At 25.1% G+C, this 17,537-nt stretch carries 24 protein-coding genes and 1 pseudogene; 6 read left to right on the forward strand and 19 right to left on the reverse strand.

Annotation, left to right across the window (positions count from 1 at the left end; genetic code table 4):
- Window positions 1-51: 51 nt before the first annotated feature.
- Window positions 52-1,914 (reverse strand): hypothetical protein, encoded by a 1,863-nt coding sequence (locus tag AAHM82_RS10025; protein ID WP_342263841.1) that lies wholly within the window; start codon window positions 1,912-1,914, stop codon window positions 52-54.
- Window positions 1,915-2,010: 96 nt separating this feature from the next.
- Between AAHM82_RS10025 and AAHM82_RS14575 the strand changes: the two genes are divergently transcribed.
- From AAHM82_RS14575 to AAHM82_RS10035, 3 genes and pseudogenes are all read left to right on the forward strand, one after another.
- Window positions 2,011-2,451, forward strand: coding sequence for a transposase family protein (locus tag AAHM82_RS14575; RefSeq protein WP_342263396.1), 441 nt, complete (start codon window positions 2,011-2,013; stop codon window positions 2,449-2,451).
- The gene (locus tag AAHM82_RS14580; protein WP_342264845.1) at window positions 2,448-2,840 is read left to right on the forward strand and encodes a transposase family protein; all 393 of its coding nucleotides are present in this window, start codon (window positions 2,448-2,450) and stop codon (window positions 2,838-2,840) included. Before AAHM82_RS14575 ends, AAHM82_RS14580 begins: the two co-directional genes overlap by 4 nt.
- Before the next feature lie 173 nt (window positions 2,841-3,013).
- Window positions 3,014-3,433: pseudogene (locus AAHM82_RS10035) on the forward strand (transposase); the annotation flags it as partial.
- 78 nt (window positions 3,434-3,511) lie between these two features.
- Here AAHM82_RS10035 and AAHM82_RS10040 read toward each other — a convergent pair.
- Genes AAHM82_RS10040 through AAHM82_RS10055 form a run of 4 tightly spaced genes read right to left on the reverse strand, consistent with a single transcriptional unit; the run spans window position 3,512 to window position 6,329 of the window.
- On the reverse strand, window positions 3,512-3,937 hold the full coding sequence (locus AAHM82_RS10040; protein ID WP_342263842.1) for a hypothetical protein: 426 nt from the start codon (window positions 3,935-3,937) through the stop codon (window positions 3,512-3,514).
- A 56-nt stretch (window positions 3,938-3,993) separates the two neighbouring features.
- Window positions 3,994-5,814 carry a hypothetical protein gene (locus tag AAHM82_RS10045; RefSeq protein WP_342263843.1) on the reverse strand — a complete coding sequence of 607 codons (1,821 nt, stop codon included), beginning with the start codon at window positions 5,812-5,814 and terminating at the stop codon, window positions 3,994-3,996.
- A 36-nt stretch (window positions 5,815-5,850) separates the two neighbouring features.
- Complete coding sequence (locus AAHM82_RS10050) at window positions 5,851-6,096, reverse strand: hypothetical protein (protein ID WP_342189582.1); 246 nt, start codon at window positions 6,094-6,096, stop codon at window positions 5,851-5,853.
- Complete coding sequence (locus tag AAHM82_RS10055) at window positions 6,096-6,329, reverse strand: hypothetical protein (RefSeq protein WP_338967708.1); 234 nt, start codon at window positions 6,327-6,329, stop codon at window positions 6,096-6,098. Before AAHM82_RS10055 ends, AAHM82_RS10050 begins: the two co-directional genes overlap by 1 nt.
- Window positions 6,330-6,608: 279 nt before the next feature.
- On the opposite strand from AAHM82_RS10055, the gene AAHM82_RS14585 reads away from it, so the two are divergent.
- Window positions 6,609-7,049 carry a transposase family protein gene (locus AAHM82_RS14585; RefSeq protein ID WP_342263396.1) on the forward strand — a complete coding sequence of 147 codons (441 nt, stop codon included), beginning with the start codon at window positions 6,609-6,611 and terminating at the stop codon, window positions 7,047-7,049.
- Complete coding sequence (locus AAHM82_RS14590; protein ID WP_425289022.1) at window positions 7,046-7,438, forward strand: transposase family protein; 393 nt, start codon at window positions 7,046-7,048, stop codon at window positions 7,436-7,438. Before AAHM82_RS14585 ends, AAHM82_RS14590 begins: the two co-directional genes overlap by 4 nt.
- A gap of 144 nt (window positions 7,439-7,582) precedes the next feature.
- Here AAHM82_RS14590 and AAHM82_RS10065 read toward each other — a convergent pair whose 3' ends face one another.
- The 10 genes from AAHM82_RS10065 to AAHM82_RS10110 form a co-directional block, all read right to left on the reverse strand.
- Complete coding sequence (locus tag AAHM82_RS10065; protein ID WP_342263844.1) at window positions 7,583-8,434, reverse strand: hypothetical protein; 852 nt, start codon at window positions 8,432-8,434, stop codon at window positions 7,583-7,585.
- Window positions 8,435-8,464: 30 nt separating this feature from the next.
- Window positions 8,465-8,710, reverse strand: a complete 246-nt coding sequence (locus AAHM82_RS10070; RefSeq protein ID WP_342263845.1) for a hypothetical protein — start codon at window positions 8,708-8,710, stop codon at window positions 8,465-8,467.
- Window positions 8,711-8,751: 41 nt separating this feature from the next.
- Entirely contained in the window at window positions 8,752-8,985 is a 234-nt protein-coding gene (locus tag AAHM82_RS10075; RefSeq protein WP_342263846.1) for a hypothetical protein, read from the reverse strand.
- Window positions 8,986-9,144: 159 nt separating this feature from the next.
- The gene (locus AAHM82_RS10080; protein WP_342263847.1) at window positions 9,145-9,369 is read right to left on the reverse strand and encodes a hypothetical protein; all 225 of its coding nucleotides are present in this window, start codon (window positions 9,367-9,369) and stop codon (window positions 9,145-9,147) included.
- A 267-nt stretch (window positions 9,370-9,636) separates the two neighbouring features.
- A complete protein-coding gene (locus AAHM82_RS10085) occupies window positions 9,637-9,849 on the reverse strand; it encodes a hypothetical protein (RefSeq protein WP_342263848.1) in 213 nt (70 codons plus the stop codon).
- Between the two features lie 148 nt (window positions 9,850-9,997).
- Window positions 9,998-10,840: a rolling circle replication-associated protein gene (locus AAHM82_RS10090; RefSeq protein ID WP_342263849.1), complete on the reverse strand. Its 843-nt coding sequence runs from the start codon at window positions 10,838-10,840 to the stop codon at window positions 9,998-10,000.
- A gap of 150 nt (window positions 10,841-10,990) precedes the next feature.
- Window positions 10,991-11,272 (reverse strand): hypothetical protein, encoded by a 282-nt coding sequence (locus AAHM82_RS10095; RefSeq protein ID WP_342263850.1) that lies wholly within the window; start codon window positions 11,270-11,272, stop codon window positions 10,991-10,993.
- A gap of 137 nt (window positions 11,273-11,409) precedes the next feature.
- The gene (locus AAHM82_RS10100) at window positions 11,410-13,047 is read right to left on the reverse strand and encodes an ATP-dependent helicase (protein ID WP_342263851.1); all 1,638 of its coding nucleotides are present in this window, start codon (window positions 13,045-13,047) and stop codon (window positions 11,410-11,412) included.
- Window positions 13,040-13,999 carry an IS1/IS1595 family N-terminal zinc-binding domain-containing protein gene (locus AAHM82_RS10105; protein ID WP_342263352.1) on the reverse strand — a complete coding sequence of 320 codons (960 nt, stop codon included), beginning with the start codon at window positions 13,997-13,999 and terminating at the stop codon, window positions 13,040-13,042. Before AAHM82_RS10105 ends, AAHM82_RS10100 begins: the two co-directional genes overlap by 8 nt.
- Window positions 14,000-14,014: 15 nt before the next feature.
- Window positions 14,015-14,488 (reverse strand): UvrD-helicase domain-containing protein, encoded by a 474-nt coding sequence (locus AAHM82_RS10110; RefSeq protein ID WP_342263852.1) that lies wholly within the window; start codon window positions 14,486-14,488, stop codon window positions 14,015-14,017.
- A gap of 141 nt (window positions 14,489-14,629) precedes the next feature.
- Between AAHM82_RS10110 and AAHM82_RS10115 the strand changes: the two genes are divergently transcribed.
- Window positions 14,630-15,082: an integrase core domain-containing protein gene (locus AAHM82_RS10115; protein ID WP_342263853.1), complete on the forward strand. Its 453-nt coding sequence runs from the start codon at window positions 14,630-14,632 to the stop codon at window positions 15,080-15,082.
- Window positions 15,083-15,325: 243 nt separating this feature from the next.
- On the opposite strand, the gene AAHM82_RS10120 is transcribed toward AAHM82_RS10115, so the two are convergent.
- The 4 genes from AAHM82_RS10120 to AAHM82_RS10140 form a co-directional block, all read right to left on the reverse strand.
- Window positions 15,326-15,541: an exonuclease domain-containing protein gene (locus AAHM82_RS10120; RefSeq protein ID WP_342264876.1), complete on the reverse strand. Its 216-nt coding sequence runs from the start codon at window positions 15,539-15,541 to the stop codon at window positions 15,326-15,328.
- An 18-nt stretch (window positions 15,542-15,559) separates the two neighbouring features.
- A complete protein-coding gene (locus AAHM82_RS10125) occupies window positions 15,560-15,931 on the reverse strand; it encodes a PHP domain-containing protein (RefSeq protein WP_342263854.1) in 372 nt (123 codons plus the stop codon).
- Between the two features lie 79 nt (window positions 15,932-16,010).
- Window positions 16,011-16,828 (reverse strand): IS5 family transposase gene (locus AAHM82_RS14595; RefSeq protein ID WP_425288978.1). Its coding sequence is split into 2 segments (ribosomal slippage): window positions 16,011-16,438 and window positions 16,438-16,828, totalling 819 coding nucleotides; the frame shifts between segments, so codons are not numbered across the junction.
- A 217-nt stretch (window positions 16,829-17,045) separates the two neighbouring features.
- Window positions 17,046-17,387, reverse strand: coding sequence for a hypothetical protein (locus AAHM82_RS10140; protein ID WP_342264878.1), 342 nt, complete (start codon window positions 17,385-17,387; stop codon window positions 17,046-17,048).
- Window positions 17,388-17,537 lie beyond the last annotated feature (150 nt).

The raw sequence follows: 17,537 nt of genomic DNA on the forward strand, positions 1-17,537 counted from the left end.
AAAATCCTCCTTTCAAAGAGATTATATTATACTAAGAATATTAAAAATATTTTAAGAGAACTTTTTAATTAACATTAATAAAATTGCTAAGGGCACTACAAACTCAAATAGCATTTGAAATGCCGGAATAACTTCAAACACCGGAAAGGCAGTTTTGGTAAAATTAATCGTTGTTTTGGCAATATCCGCAAGCGGGCGAATTAAAAGATTAATCCCAGAAAGACCAAGTAATCAATTTAACACACTAACAGAAGCGTGCTGAATGCCACAAGATATTGCACTAAATAAGCCCCAATAAGAACAGTTGGGCGTAGGAATTAAATCATCGGTATTACCATTTATTCCACCACCAATAAAAGCTGTTGAATTCAAAATGTTAAAATCGTATAAAGAATAATGATATTTAGTACTTTCATTTTTCTTTTTATATAGTGGAAAAGTTAGCGTAAAAATATTAATTCCATACATCACATCAACTTTGGCATTGTAAAAATACAATTTATTACTAGTAGTGTTTCATAATTGGTTATCATATGCTTTTAACACATTAAAATCTACTTGATAAGAACTTTTGCCAGTATTAAAACCATTGGCGATTTGTTTATCTTTAACAAAAAAATAGGAACGAAAAATCATATTTTTACTATTTTCGATTGTTGAACCAAAATTAATTAAATATTGTTTGGGATAAAAAGTAATTAAGGAACGATAGAAAAAACCCATTTGTAAAACATTTTTAGGAATTTGTTGCGTCCCTTTGTAATCTAATTCTACATAAGTAGAAGCATCCATATCAAAACTCGCATAAAAGAATTGTACAAAAAACTCACCTAAAACTTTATAAATTTTATTAAATAAACCATTAATAAAATCAATAGTTAAATCTTTTTGATAATGAAGCATAAAATCTTTAAAATCAAATTTTAATTTGTCATCATAGCGTAAAAAATGGAAGGTATTACCATAATAATTAACTTGTCCAAAAAAGGTATTAATAAAATCTCCTCCAAAACTTGTTCGCGAACCAGATTTTCAAAGCGATTTACCATTTTCTAAAAACTCATTACTACCCACAATGCTACCATGCTCAGTTTTTATAGTAATAACATCACCAAAACTGGAAAAGGAAAGTTCTCTAAAAATAACTTTTTCAATGAAACCAGGCAGATATGAATTTTTGCGACTTAAACTAAATTTACTATTTTGTTTAAAACCATTTAATTTAATTGAAATTTCACTCATATATTTAAAATTATCGTCAAAGAAATTAAAAATCGGAACTCAATATAAATAACTATAATTAAATTTATCAAAATCTCGCCGTTGTATCATTAAATAGTCTAATTTATCTTGAAACTGAGTATAATCATACTTGCCATCATTTTTAGTTATTTCCGTAGGTAATGGTTGCTCGTTATGTTTTTCAGGCAGAGGAGGAGAAGCAAACATTAATTCTAATCAATCATATTGTCAATCAGCTCCCATGCCCATCTCACTTGTTCCAATATTATAAGTATGAATTTTACCTTTAATACTAACTGCATCAACTTTACCTAATTTTGTTAAATCATAATCACCAGTCAGTAAATCACTAACAGTTTTTTCCGTAAACCGAAAAGATGGATATCAAGTAATACCATTAATCATATTCTCTGGTAAATTTTTTAACTCACTTTTATTAAAATTTGAAAACCCAACAAGATTTCTTTTAGAATTATTACCTTGTCAATTAATAGTTGCCTTAGATAAAGAAAATTCATAAATTTTACCATTACTAGAATTTGTGGCTCGTTTTTGTCGTTTCATAAAGGAATGTTCCATATTAGGTTTTAGTGGTTGTTTTGTATCAAAGAACGCCCCTAACGGCACCAAACCAATAAACATTATAATAAATCAAGAAATAATTTTATCCATCTCATCACGACTTAAAATTCTTTTTCATTAGACTTCTTGCAAAATTAATTTAAAATATAATTGAATTGTTGTTTTTAATAAAAAGGTGGAATTTAAATGAAATTTAAAAAAAATAATCAAATAAGTGATAAAAATTTTTTAAGATTAACTGGTATTAAACATACTACTTTTAATAAAATGCTAGAAATTTTAAAAATAGAAGAATTAAAAAAGAGATTTCGTCGCGGAAGAACCAATAAATTATCATTAGAAAATCGTATTTTAATGACTTTAGAATATTGAAGAGAATATAGAACTTATTTTCATATTGCAAAAAGTTATGATATTAGTGAAAGTAGTTGTTATAGAAATATCAAATGAATTGAAGACACTTTAATAAAACACCCTAATTTTCAACAACTTACTGGTCAAAAATCACTATTAAAAGATTATTTCAAAGATAAGACTGTTATAATTGATGTAACTGAAAGCCAAATCCAACGCCCAAAAAAAGACAAAAACAGCACTACTCAGGAAAAAAGAAAAAACACACAATAAAAACACAAGTTATAATTGAAAAAGATAGTAAAAAAATTATTAGTTCTGATTTTTCTTATGGTAAAAACCATGACTTTAAAATTTTAAAAGATTCAAAAATTAAATTTTTACCAGAAACAACTGTTTTAGTGGATTTAGGTTATCAAGGCATACAAAAAATTAATCATAATGTTTTAATTCCTAAAAGAAAATCAAAGAAAAACCCTTTAAATAAAGAAGAAAAGCAAAATAATGAGCGAATTTCAAAAATGAGAATTGTTATTGAAAATGTTTTTGCTATACTTAAAAAATTTAAAATTATTAGTGAAAAATATCGAAATCGTAGAAAAAGATTTGCTTTAAGATTTAATTTAATAGCTTCAATTTATAATTTACAACTATTAGTTTAAATATATTTGATAATTTAAAATTTCAGTCTTTTTTTATTGTAAATAATAATTTTTATTATGTTTTAATGACAAAATATTTGTAAAAATAATCTAAAAATTATTTTAATAACACTTTTATATTTATTTTAAATTTAAAAATTATAATTATCATATTAATTTTGCAAGAAGTCTATTATATTTGTTTATTAATTGACTTGTTTAATCGCGAAATAATTGGCTATAGTGCCGGGCCAAACAAAACCGCTAAACTAGTGCAACAAGCTTTTCATAAAATAACACGACCATTAAATAAAATAACTTTATTTCATACTGATCGTGGTAATGAGTTCAAAAATAAAATCATTGATGAAATTTTAATAACCTTTAATATTAAAAGATCATTAAGCAATAAAGACTGTCCTTATGATAATGCTGTGGCTGAAACAACTTACAAAACTTTTAAAACGGAATTTATCAAGGGTAAAAAATTTGAAAATTTAACACAATTAAAATACGAACTATTTGATTTTGTTAATTGATATAACAATATTCGAATTCACGGCAGCCTAAATTATTTAACACCCGCTGAATTTAGAAAACAGCAGTCCGTATAAAAATTGTCCAAAAAAGGTTGCCATACCAAAATCGTATTTTTATAATACGATTTTTAAGAATATTTATTAAATTACTAATTAACTAAACTTTTTTGCCGAGAAAAAAATTAAGGAATAAGGGCTTAAGTTTCTTAATTTAATCACAACATCAACTACTTTTGGAATAGTATAAATTTTTTTACTACCCATAGATTGAAAGGTTCCATATTTTTGAAAAAAATCTTTTATAGGCAGGAAAGCTTGACTATCCATAAAAAAAGGCAAACGATTGGGATAATTTTTATTTTGATTTTTGACATCATTAGGTAATTCAATATCAAATTTAGATAAATCAAAATAAGCACCAGAATCAACAACAAGAGTAATATTTAATAAACTAGCAAATTTTAACTCACAACTATTATTGCAAATACTATCTTTTTTTAGTTTAGGAACATCTACTTTACTACACCCAAAAATAAACATTACACATACTAAATTTAAAGCTAATAAAAATTTTCGCATAAAGAAAAATCCTCCTTTCAAAGGAATTATATTCTATATAAAAATATTGGAAATATTTAAGAGAATTTTTTAATTATTATTAATAAAATTGCTAGGGGAATTAAAAACTCAAAAAGATATTTAAATGCCGGAACAACTTCAAACACCGGAAAGGCAGTTTTGGTAAAATTAATTGTTGTTTTAGCAATGTCGGCAATAGGGCGAATTAAAAGATTAATCCCAGAAAGACCAAGTAATCAGTTCAACATACTAACAGAAGCGTGCTGAATGCCACAAGATACTGCACTAAATAAACCCCAATAAGAACAATTAGGCGTAGGAATTAAATCATCCATATTACCGCTTATTCCACCGCCGATAAAAGCTGTTGAATTCAAAATATTAAAATCATATAAAGAATAATGATATTCAGTGCTTTCATTTTGTTTTTTATATAGTGGGAAAGTTAGCGTAAAAATATTAATTCCATACATCACATCAACTTTGGCATTGTAAAAATGCAGTTTATTACTAGTGGCATTCCATAATTGGTTATCATATGCTTTTAAAACATTAAAATCTATTTGATAAGAATTTTTACGGGTGTTAAAACCATTGATAATTTGTTTATCTTTAACAAAAAAATAGGAACGAAAAATCATATTCTTACTATTTTCTACTGTTGAACCAAAGTTAATTAAATACTGTTTAGGATAAAAAGTAATTAAGGAACGATAGAAAAACCCCATTTGTAAAACATTTTTAGGAATTTGTTGCATTCCTTTGTAATCTAATTCTACATAAGTAGAAGCATCCATATCAAAACTCGCATAAAAGAATTGTGTAAAAAAACCACCTAAAACTTTATAAATTTTATTAAATAAACTGAAATAATATTCACTTGTCAAATCTTTTAAATAAAAAAACATAAAATCTTTAAAATCAATCTTTAATTTATCATCATAACGTAGAAAATGAAAAGTATTATCATAATAATTAATTTGTCCAAAAAAAACATTAATAAAATCTTCAGTTCAACCTTTCTTTCAAATAAACTTAATTAATTGTTTATCATTTTCATAAAAAGTAACCATTCCTAAAGAAATTTCAATTCTAAAAACATTACCAAAACTAGAAAATTCTAAACTATCAAAAAAATATAGCGAGTTTTCAGGTTCAAAACTACGAATTAAAGTAAATTTACTATTCTGTTTAAAACCATTTAATTTAATTGACATTTCACTCATATATTTAAAATTATCATCAAAGAAATTAAAAATTGGGACTCAATATAAATAGCTATAATTAAATTTATCAAAATCTCGGCGTTGTATCATTAAATAATCTAGCTTATCTCGAAACTGATTATACTGATATTCGCCATCACTTTTAGTTATCTCAGTAGGTAATGGTTGCTCTGCTTCTTTTTCTGGTAAAAGAGGCATTTGTGCCGAGAAAAAAATTAAGGAATAAGGGCTTAAGTTTATTAATTTAATCACAACATCAACTACTTTTGGAATAGTATAAATTTTTTTACTACCCATAGATTGAAAGGTTCCATATTTTTGAAAAAAATCTTTTATAAGCAGGAAAACTTGACTATCCATAAAAAAAGGCAAACGATTGGGATAATTTTTATTTTGATTTTTGACATCATTAGGTAATTCAATATCAAATTTAGATAAATCAAAATAAGCACCAGAATCAACAACAAGAGTAATATTTAATAAACTAGCAAATTTTAACTCACAACTTTCACCACATTGGCTAGGGTTTGTGGCTCGTTTTTTTCGCTTCATAAAAAATTGTTCCATATTAGGTTTTGGTGGTTGTTTTGTATCAAAGAAGGCACCTAGAGGGACTAAACCAATAAAAGCGATAACTAATAACCACGACATAAATTTATACATATTTATTTATCCTTTCTTCTGTGTTTAACTTCTTAAAATAAAGTATATTGTTGATAAAATGCCAATTGTTCCAATGATAATAAAAATTGGGTGTTGTGAAAATAATCTAATCATTGGTTTAAATAATTGTAGAAATTCACTGTTAGCCACAATAACTTTATTAAAATATTCCAACCCTTCATTTACAAAACGCCATAAACCAAGAAATTCATCAAAAGCAAAAATAGAAAAAACGGTAATTAAAAGAAAAATTATAACTAGTTTAAACATTATTTTTTACCTCACTCTTTAACAGATTTATTAGCTCTTGCCTTTCTATAACTTTCTTTGGCTTGCATTCCAATACCTAAAATAGCAACAAAGACAAAGTTAGCAATTAAAGAGATTAAAGGAATAATGATAATCCGAATTCCGGTGCCGGGAATAGTCATACTTCAAATTAAATCAAAAACTTTATAAATAATATCTGCAAAAAATGATGCCATTTTTTCTAGATTTGCCATAATTAAGTATCCTTTCTTAGATTAAAATAATATGATAGTTAATTCCTATCTTTCAAATTACTTTTTAGTAATTCCATAATACGACTAAATTTTTCCATTTTAAGGTATTTTAGTATTTCTAAATCAACTTCAGTAGTTTCATAAAACTTATCTTCATAAGTGTCAACAACAATGCGATTAGCAACGGGGCGTAAAAAAGATAAATACTTATTAGACTTCTTGCAAAATTAATTTAAAATATAATTGAATTGTTGTTTTTAATAAAAAGGTGGAATTTAAATGAAATTTAAAAAAAATAATCAAATAAGTGATAAAAATTTTTTAAGATTAACTGGTATTAAACATACTACTTTTAATAAAATGCTAGAAATTTTAAAAATAGAAGAATTAAAAAAGAGATTTCGTCGCGGAAGAACCAATAAATTATCATTAGAAAATCGTATTTTAATGACTTTAGAATATTGAAGAGAATATAGAACTTATTTTCATATTGCAAAAAGTTATGATATTAGTGAAAGTAGTTGTTATAGAAATATCAAATGAATTGAAGACACTTTAATAAAACACCCTAATTTTCAACAACTTACTGGTCAAAAATCACTATTAAAAGATTATTTCAAAGATAAGACTGTTATAATTGATGTAACTGAAAGCCAAATCCAACGCCCAAAAAAAGACAAAAACAGCACTACTCAGGAAAAAAGAAAAAACACACAATAAAAACACAAGTTATAATTGAAAAAGATAGTAAAAAAATTATTAGTTCTGATTTTTCTTATGGTAAAAACCATGACTTTAAAATTTTAAAAGATTCAAAAATTAAATTTTTACCAGAAACAACTGTTTTAGTGGATTTAGGTTATCAAGGCATACAAAAAATTAATCATAATGTTTTAATTCCTAAAAAAAAATCAAAGAAAAACCCTTTAAATAAAGAAGAAAAGCAAAATAATGAGCGAATTTCAAAAATGAGAATTGTTATTGAAAATGTTTTTGCTATACTTAAAAAATTTAAAATTATTAGTGAAAAATATCGAAATCGTAGAAAAAGATTTGCTTTAAGATTTAATTTAATAGCTTCAATTTATAATTTACAACTATTAGTTTAAATATATTTGATAATTTAAAATTTCAGTCTTTTTTTATTGTAAATAATAATTTTTATTATGTTTTAATGACAAAATATTTGTAAAAATAATCTAAAAATTATTTTAATAACACTTTTATATTTATTTTAAATTTAAAAATTATAATTATCATATTAATTTTGCAAGAAGTCTATTGTCGTAACACTCTAAAACGGACATTGGAATTTTTAATTTAAAAAAGTAGATATCTAATTCCGGAATATTACGATATTTAGTTTTGCGACCTTTTTTATTATTTTTAGCATCAATTAAACTTGTGCGTCAGCGTTCATATTCTTCTACAGATTTAAAAGTACCATAAACAACTTTTAGGTAAGGGCGAAAAATATTAACTGATTTCTTAGTAATACCAACAATAACCGAATTAGCAATATCTCTGACTTTAACCCAAATATGTTCAGGTCGTTGGCCACTTGCTAGAACAATATGACCAAAATGTCTAACTAGAGCAAAATATTCTTGTAAACCTTGAGTTGATTTATCATTTTCTTTATAATCCGTTCCCTCTAAAAACAAGTTCGTTTCATCTCATAACAATAAATGTTTTTCTTCTAATATTGGATATTCATTATCCAATAACGACATATGTCCCAAAGATAACATTTGTTGGTCTAAAATTGGAAATGTTGAAGCCGTCTTTCATTTTTTCTTACCTAAAAGTTTTGAAGCAAAAACTAATAAAGCGGTTTTACCAGTTCCCAATGAACCAATCACAATATTTAATGGTGATTTGAATAAAAAATTAATAAAAGATTTACGATTAACTCATTGCATAAATTTAGTAATTAAAATTAAACAATTTAAGATAATACCGATGATATGAAAAAATGAAACTCAATATTGTGGATTAATAACAACAAGAAAAGCATAATAATATCAAGAAATAATAAAGAAAGTGCGATTTAAGCTAACAAAGTCATTAATTTTTTCACAGATATTTTTTAGAAATTTAAGCATTATCGCACCCCTTTATTTTTTTAATTACTATTAACGAACTCTTAATAGTAGTTTTTCAAACATTCCAAAAGCAAATAAGAATAATCCAACAATTGCTGGGAATAAAAAAATTCAATATGTAGCAAAGAAATCTACTACTAATGGCATTTGTCCGCTGATAATATCGCTTCAAATTTTTCCAAAAAGCCCTACCATACTATCTCACAAATTACTAATGGCTTGTTTTCCGGTAATTGCTACTGGTGCGGTTGCATCGACTAAGAAAGTTCCAATCATATAATCACCTCCTTTCTTTTCAAAATATTTATTCTATATTGTTAACAAAAATAAGATTTAACTTTATAAAATAAAATCAACATAAATAAGATAATAACTGTTGTTAGTAATCAAAAAGCGATGTTGGTTGTTAAAAGTCAAAGTGGTTCTTCAGTTAAATTAATTTCTTTACCACCAGTAATATGAGTTGGAATAGTTGTAATTTGGATAAACAAATCTCAGAAAGTTTGTTTAATTTGTTCTCAATTTAAATCTTTTCAAACAACTAGAAGCATTGAAATAAACACTTAATCGGAAGAAAGAGAATACCAATGAAACTGGCAAATAAAACAATGATTACAAGAATTGAGAACAAAAATACTACTTGGGGCGGTAAACCGGCAGTTGGATAAATTAATTCAATTAATTTAATAATTACATCTTTTAACATTGCTTTATCCTTTCGTTTGGGTTTCTTGATTTTGTTTTTCATTTTTTTCAGTTAAATAAGATAATTTAACAATGAAGCGTTTTTCTTTTTTACTAAAATCCCCTTTAATTTCTTTTGCTTGTTTACCATACTTTTTAACATCATTCATTCAACGCCATAAACCCCAAGCAACAGCAAAAGCAAGTAATAAGGTTAATAAGATAAAACATATTAGACTAAATATTGCCATTATTTTTCAATTTCCTTTCTATTTAAAGTTTGGTTTTTTGTTCTTTTAATTTTGATTTTTTTAATAAGTCACTCAATGCTACAGTTTATAACTACTGCTATTGTAATGCATATATCTAAATACCCTAGTATCATAAGTGAAATTAATGCTTCAAATTTTTCATATAATAATTTCAAATCATTAATTTCCAATTTTAAAAATGGAATGAAAAAGATAGTAATCATAAAAATGTAAGGCCAAATTCTCCATCAATATTTTTTTAAAGAATTAATGAGTTTGTTTAGTTTCATTTTTCAAAGCTCTTTTTTCCTTAATTTTCTTAACAATAAGTCAAACTAATTTTTCAACTTGAAAAGCAATAAATATCGCACTACCAAATCAATAAACAAACAATCCGAGCAACATAATAACAGTATTTAAACCAAAAAACTTATACATATCTTTTTCAATAAAATCAATAAATTCGCTATTTGTTCCCATTATCCACTTAGTATCTAATAAAGTTAAAGTTCAAAGTATTAAGTTTATAAAGATAAAAACAATCCTAAGTAATATTTTTAACCAATGATTTTTAAATCAATTTTTAATTCTTATTTTAAATTGAACTTTTTCTTTCATTTTTTAACTCCTAATGTTTCATTTTTCTTAGTTGATTTCTAAATCTTAAGCTTTCTAAGGAAGCATAATTTGCAATCTCAAAATCTACATAATCAATATTTTTAAATTCATAGATTGCTCCACACATTTTAGTTTTAAATTTATTAACTGTTGATTTTAAGTATTTTACAAATTCAGAATTTACAGTTCTATTAACAATATTATTCAAAGTATCGGTAAATACTTGTTTTCTAGTAATGGGGTTTTGACAGTTGTAAGAAAATTGATAAGCCTTGATATTTAAGTCATACTGGTTTAATGACTTTTCATTCAGGACATTTTTAGTAATATATTTAGAGCAGTATTTTACAACCATTTCATTAGTGTATTCACGAACTCTAATATTTTTATTAATTCCATAAGGTCAAAATTGTAAAATAATTTTATGAGGTATTTTTTCGGTGATTAAAATATGAAAATGAATAACGCCTCGTTTTTGATATTCATAGGTATATAAATACTTAATATTTTTATTTTTAACTTTAAATCAATATTTTAATTTTTTAAAAAATTTATTTAAATCACGCTTACATTTTCTAATATCAAATTCATTAACATCAGCATAAGTAAGAGTTAAGAATGTAAGTTTTTTGCAGTCTCAAAAATTATGATATGCCTTCCTAATAACATTAGATTTTGCACGAATATTGCTATTAAGCAGTTTTGTATCACAATTACCTTTATTTTTTAAACCGCTAGCATTGCGGTTATTTGCTTTAATGCGTTCTAAAGGCATAACAATATTACGAATATATTGACCGTAATAAATCGTTTTCATATAAAAATCAGTCGGATTTTGAGGTTGTAAATTCATATTTTATGCTCCTGTTTTAGATTTTCGCCAGTTGTGTTATTTAATCAAGTAATAGTCGGCTTCGCCGACTAACCCGCTAGCGGGCGGGGCATACGCCTTCCGCACCGCTTCGCAGACCGAAATGATTACCAATTAACTGGACAAGTTTTTTTAATTTTTTGATAATTCAATTTTTTGCAAATTAACTATTTTAGGATTTTTATCAAAAGTTAATTCACAACTAAAAAATGATTTAACATTTTCTTTTAACAACTTATAAATTTCTTGTTGTTCTAGATTGTTATCATCAATTCATAAAGCTTTTTGTTCACCAGTAGGCTCAAATAAATCATTTTCATATCGCAAAAATTCGGCAGAGTAACCTGACATCGTAGAACCATCTTTGTTTTTAAATACTTTTCTTTTTATACTAACTAATTTAATTTTAAACATTATTTTTTAACTCCTTTAATTTTTTTCTTTCATTTTTAAAACTCGTTTGGATTTAGTTATTCATATAAATTTCCCACATCTAATATATTTATAAAAATTAAGCTTTTAATAGCTTTTCACAAAATTTAAAAGTTCTGTTAATTAAATTTAATTTCTAATAAACTAGTATCAATTTCTGTAATAAATCTTGAAGGTAAACAGTAATTATTAGCTATATAAGAAAACCCTTTACTATAACTTAAAAATAATCCTTTTTTTGCTCTTGTAATCGCAACATATAAAACCCTTCGTTCTTCTTCAATAGCAGTAATTCCTTCTTCAATACTTAAAGTATTAGGAAAAACACCTTCATTTAAACCAATAACAAATACAAAATCATATTCTAATCCTTTAGCATTATGAATTGTCATCAAACTAACTTTATCTTGAACAACAGAATTTTCATCTTGGTCAACATATAAACTAACTTCTTGTAAATAATGTTGTAATAATTCTATTCCTTGTAATGAATCATAATTTTGCAAATCATAATTTTCCATATGATTAAATAATTCTTTAACATTTTCTAAGCGTTCTCCTTCAAAACCATCCACTAATTGTTGTAAGTAAGTACCATTATTTAAAAAATCTTGAGCTAAACAAGTTATTTTTTCATATGACTTTAGTTTTTCTTTTCAAACTTTTAAATATGTAACTAATTTAACTATTGATGGTTTTAAACTAGAAACATTTACCATTAAATATTTTAAAAGCGATTGCTCGCTATTTTGTGATTGTTCAATTAAATTGTTAATTGTTGTTATCCCCACACCTTTAATTAAATTCAAAATTCGTATTATTGATAATTCATCACCATAAACTAAAGTTTTTAAGTAAGCTAAAACATCCTTAATTTCTTTTCTTTCAAAAAACTTAAAAGCACCATAAATACGATAATTAATATAATTATTAATTAATGCCGTTTCTAAATGATGAGAAAGATGATTAGCACGATAAAGAATTAAAATATTTTTTAATAAAATATTTTTTTCAACTAACTTTTTAATTTCTTTAATTACCCAATTAGCCTCGCAAATACTAGTATTACCACAATATAGTTTTATCTTGTTACCGCGGTTATTCATTGCAAATAAATCTTTAGCAATTCGTGAATGATTATAACTAATAAGAATATTTGCAACATCTAAAATATTTTGTATTGAACGATAATTTTGATTAAGAATAAAAGTTTTCGCATTAGGAAAATAATTATTAAAATCTAAAATTAATCTTGCTTTTGCCCCTCGAAAAGAATAAATTGTTTGGTCAGGGTCACCAACAACAGTAATATTTTGATGTATTTTTACTAAATAATTAATTAATTGAAACTGTAATTCATTAGTATCTTGAAATTCATCAACCAAAACATAAGAAAATTGTTTCTGTCACTTTTGTAGTACTTCTGAATGCTGAGAAAATAATTTCAAAGTTAATATTAATAAATCATCAAAATCAACCATATTATTTTTAGACAAATATTGTAAATAAATCTTATAGATTTCTAATCATTGTTGCTTATATTCATAATAAAAGGCGTTATTAATAACATCACAATAAGATAATTGGTTATTCTTTAAATAAGAAATCATACTACTAACTTTTTTAATTTCATTATTATCAAAATTATATTTTAATTTTGTCGAAAACTCTTGATAAAATAAAAAAAATCATCAACTTGATAATTTTAAAAGGCTTTTATGTAAAATTACTATTTTTACTTTAACTTTTTTATACATTAAAATATAATACCGCTGTTTGTTGGTTTGGAGTTAAACCCTTATGTTGGTATTTTCATTTTCAGAGATTTAAATAATTTTGAATATTAGTAAAACCTAAACCATGATAATGAATTAAGGCTTCTTTAAGACTAGATTGTAATTTACTGATTTTATTTAAGTTACGATAACTAGCTTCAGGATTAATTGTTGTTTTAGTTACACATAAAGTAGAATTTGTTTGTTTTGCTACTAAAAAATATAATTTTTGCATATCAGAAGTAATAATTGAATTTTCGTTAATTAATTCTTTGTTCATATTTTCAATAACTCATTGTTTTTGTAAACGTTTGGTGTTTGTGGATTTAACATAAATATTGTTATTATTATCAATTGCCATTTGAATACAGCATTTAGTATTAGTTGCGAATGGGTCAAGGTGAATTCTTCGTGGATCAGTTTTATATTTGAAATTTCCTTTATGGATTTCTTTAATGAATGTTTCATCGATTTGGATTTTACCAGATAATTTTTTAAATTTTAATTGGGTATTTTCTAATTGTTTTGATTTCATTAATTTTTGACGATTATATCAAGCAGTTTTTAATGTAGTTTTAATAAAACGAGAAATTGTTTTACTAGATTGCCCCAGCAATGAAATTTGAATCAATAAATTTCATTGTTCATAATTTAAATGACTTCAATAAATAAAATGATTACGAAAAGCGTCAAAACTTGCACGGCAATTTTTACATAAATATTTTTGTTTTCCTTCTGAATTATGTCCATTTTTAACGCAATGGTAAGATTCACATTTAGGGCATTTAATACCTTGCGCTCTAAATTTTTGATCAATTTCATTTAACCGTTTTTGTTTTTTTATTAATTCTGCTTGTTGTTTGACTTTTTCATAAAATTCTAAAAATTGATCATCTGTTAAAGTATTTACTAGTTCTTGAATTATTTTTTCCATAATTATTATCCACCTCTATCATATTAAAATATACCTAAAATTAAGTATATTCAATAAATATCAAGAGTTTTCGACAAAATTAAAAAAATTATATTGCTTATTTTTACTAATATTTTTTAAAATATTGATTTTATCAACAGTATCAATGATAATAAAATCTTTTGTATATCCTAAAACCATAATATCTCTTCTTAAAACCCTAACACAAAAAGCATGATATGTATGGATTCATATATATTTAGATTCATCATTACCAACTAATTCATTTAATCGACTTTTCATTTCATTAGTTGCCTTATTAGTAAAAGTTACCGCTAAAATTTGACTACTATTAATGGCCAAATTATGAATTAAATGAGCAATTTTATAAATAATAACTCTTGTTTTGCCACTTCCTGCACCAGCTATAATTCTATTAGCACCTTCACTACTTAAAACAGCTAATCTTTGCTTCTCGTTTAAATGTTTTAAATTTATAACTTCTTTCAAAATTTAAAAGCCATTTTTGTCACAAGAATTACAGATTCCAACTGTATTTTTATTACCAACAACATAACTTTCGCTATCGCATTCGATACAAAATATTACTGCCAAAAGAATACACCCCCAAATAATTTATAAAAACCAAATGTGCAAAACATCTGTGGTTTCTACAGTTTAGGAACCAATAATGCCATTAATGCCATGCAAAGAGCAATGAAAGATTTTGGCGAACTTGGCATAACAATTAAACGCATTCGCACTGATAATGCTCCGGAATTCACTACTACTAATTGAAGTAATAAAAAAGCATACAAAGTAAAAGAAAGACCTTTTACAACCTTTCTTTCAAAAAATGGAATTATCCATGAAACCACACCAATCCGTTCTCCTCAGAGCAACGGAAAGATTGAACGGTTTCACCGTAATTATAATAGTTTATTTTGGTTTAAAAAATGTGGTTTTGAAATAAAATTTGATGTTAAACAATTACAAATTCATTTGAATGAGTGGTACACATTTTATAATTTCAAACGAAAACATAAAAGCTTGAATTACAAAACTCCATTTGAAACTTTAAATAAATTTATTATTGCAAAATAATTATTTAAAAAATAATAGAAACTCGTGAAAAATGTTTTAATTTGGTTAATTTTGAATTAAATATTTTTTATTGTGAATAAAATTAATTTTTTTAATTTTAATAACACAAAATATGGTATTATTAAATCAATTAAGAGAAGCATAGTCTAATAACTGTGTGTGATTTACACTAATTTTAAAGATAAGTATTGACAGGGTAAAAAACCCTTATTAAATATAGGGATTTGTAAAAACACGGTTTTATTAAAAACCCAGCAAAATCAAGGTTTTATTGAAATATCAATACTTATCTATAAAATTAAAGAAAAAATCATATCTTTTATCACTTAACCCCCGACCTTCAATAACTACCGCTCCAAATTCAATAATTTCATCATAACGACTGGACAATCCTGTTGTTTCAATATCAAAAATAACAAACTTACAAGCATTAATCGCATCACTAGTAGCATTAGTAATCGCTTCTTTAACACACTACTATCAATCATTTGCATTTCCACACCATAAATTAACCTTAACAGTAGGATATTTCTTTTGAGCCATTTGCGCATCAGGAAATGATTGAACATTTAAATGATCAATAATCGCAATTGCTGAATGTTTTCAAAGACTTGCTTGTTTAATATATTCACCAATACTTGTAACCCCATCCATCGCACTCATTTTTGTATGCAAATGAAATTCAATCCGCTTTTCTAGCATATCATCAGTTCGTAAATGCGGATCAGCAATCTTTTGAATTTTATTTACTCACAAAACTTGTTCACGAGAAAAATTATCAAACCGCACATCACCTTTAACAACAACTCAATCCTTTTCTTGTAATTCTTCTAAAAGCTTGTCTTTCATATCATCACTTGTAAAATATCGTAAGGCAATCGCATCACTAAAATCACTAATTAATATTAGACTTGGTACATAACTATAACTAGCTTAATTCAAAATTATATATTCCTGAAATTAAGTTAAATCGTAATCCAAATCTTCTAATCTTATTGCGATAACGATAAACTAGTATTTTAAATCTTTTTAATCTAGCAAAAACATGTTCAATGACAATTCTAACTTTACTTAAAAAGCTATTATATTCCTTTTTATCTGGATTTAAAGGATTATTTTTACTCTTTTTAATTGGCAATAATGTATTTTTATGAACATTTTGCAAACCTTGATATCCTGAATCGGCAATTAATTCTAATTTTGGATTTATAAGTGTATTTGATTTTAAAAATAACTTATAATCATGAGTACTGCCATAACAAAAATCTACTGAAATAATTTTATTGTTAAATAAATCAATAATTATTTGCGATTTTAATGAATGTTGCCTTTTCTTACCAGAAAATAATAATTTTAGTTTTTTTTAATTCTTTCAATTGGAATTTCTGTAGCATCAATTGCTAATAAATTATTAGTAGTACCCTTATTTTCTAATAATATCTTTTTGCCAGGTATATGAAAGTGACTATTTTTTATTAGAGTATTTTCAACTCAAAAGATATTACGAATACAACTAACATGACTAATATTATATTTTTTTGCAATAATACGATATGTACTATATTCTTTTCAGTATTCTAAAGTCATAAGTAATCTTTGCTCTATTGATAATTTATTTGGTCTACCACCAATTTGTTTTTGTTTAGCTTCACCTTCTTTTAAAATTTCTACCATTTTCATGAAAGTTTTATATTTTATGCCTATTAAACTATAAAATTCGTTTTCGTCTTTGTATTTATCTAACATTTGTACTTCACCTAGGAAATAATATTATCAAAATAGTAGATAAAATTAAAGGTTATGTACCAAGTCTATTGAATAAATTCATCGTTTAGTTTTTGTTAATTTACAATCTTTACGAAAAATTTGTCCTTGAATAATAACCCCCCGAACTTCTTCTTCCAATTCTGAAATTTTACAAGAGTCTTGCAACAATAAATTATCACTACTAGACAAGTTGCCTTTAAATCTCCGTTTTTTTGACAGGCAAAGTCTTTACTTGTTGTTGTTCTCTTTGTTGGACTTTCATTCGTTCTTCTTCTTCAATTTGTATCATCGCTGGATCAATCAAAACATCATATTGTTCAATTTTTATTTTTAAAGACAAGTTTTGAAAACCATACCGACGCATTCGCTCCTGATAATATTTTAAATGCCGATTAATCAATGCCATTTGTGATTCATTATTAACTTTAATAAGTAAATCATTATTTTCCAACACTAAATTATCACAAGAAATATTACTATTAATATACTCTTTTTGTTTTGTCTTAGTTTGCTTAATATATTCTCAATAATCAACAATTTATTCCATTACATAATTAGCATCAACACATAAAAAAGTTATTTTACTACGAAAATCAAGTTTCAATAAACATTGTTCAAGTTCCCTAATAATTTCAATTGGTAAAATTTTGTTTTAATTTTGTCGAAAACTCTTGATAAAATAAAAAAA

This window comes from Spiroplasma endosymbiont of Clivina fossor (assembly GCF_964031115.1).
Classification (GTDB): domain Bacteria; phylum Bacillota_I; class Bacilli_A; order Mycoplasmatales; family Nriv7; genus Nriv7.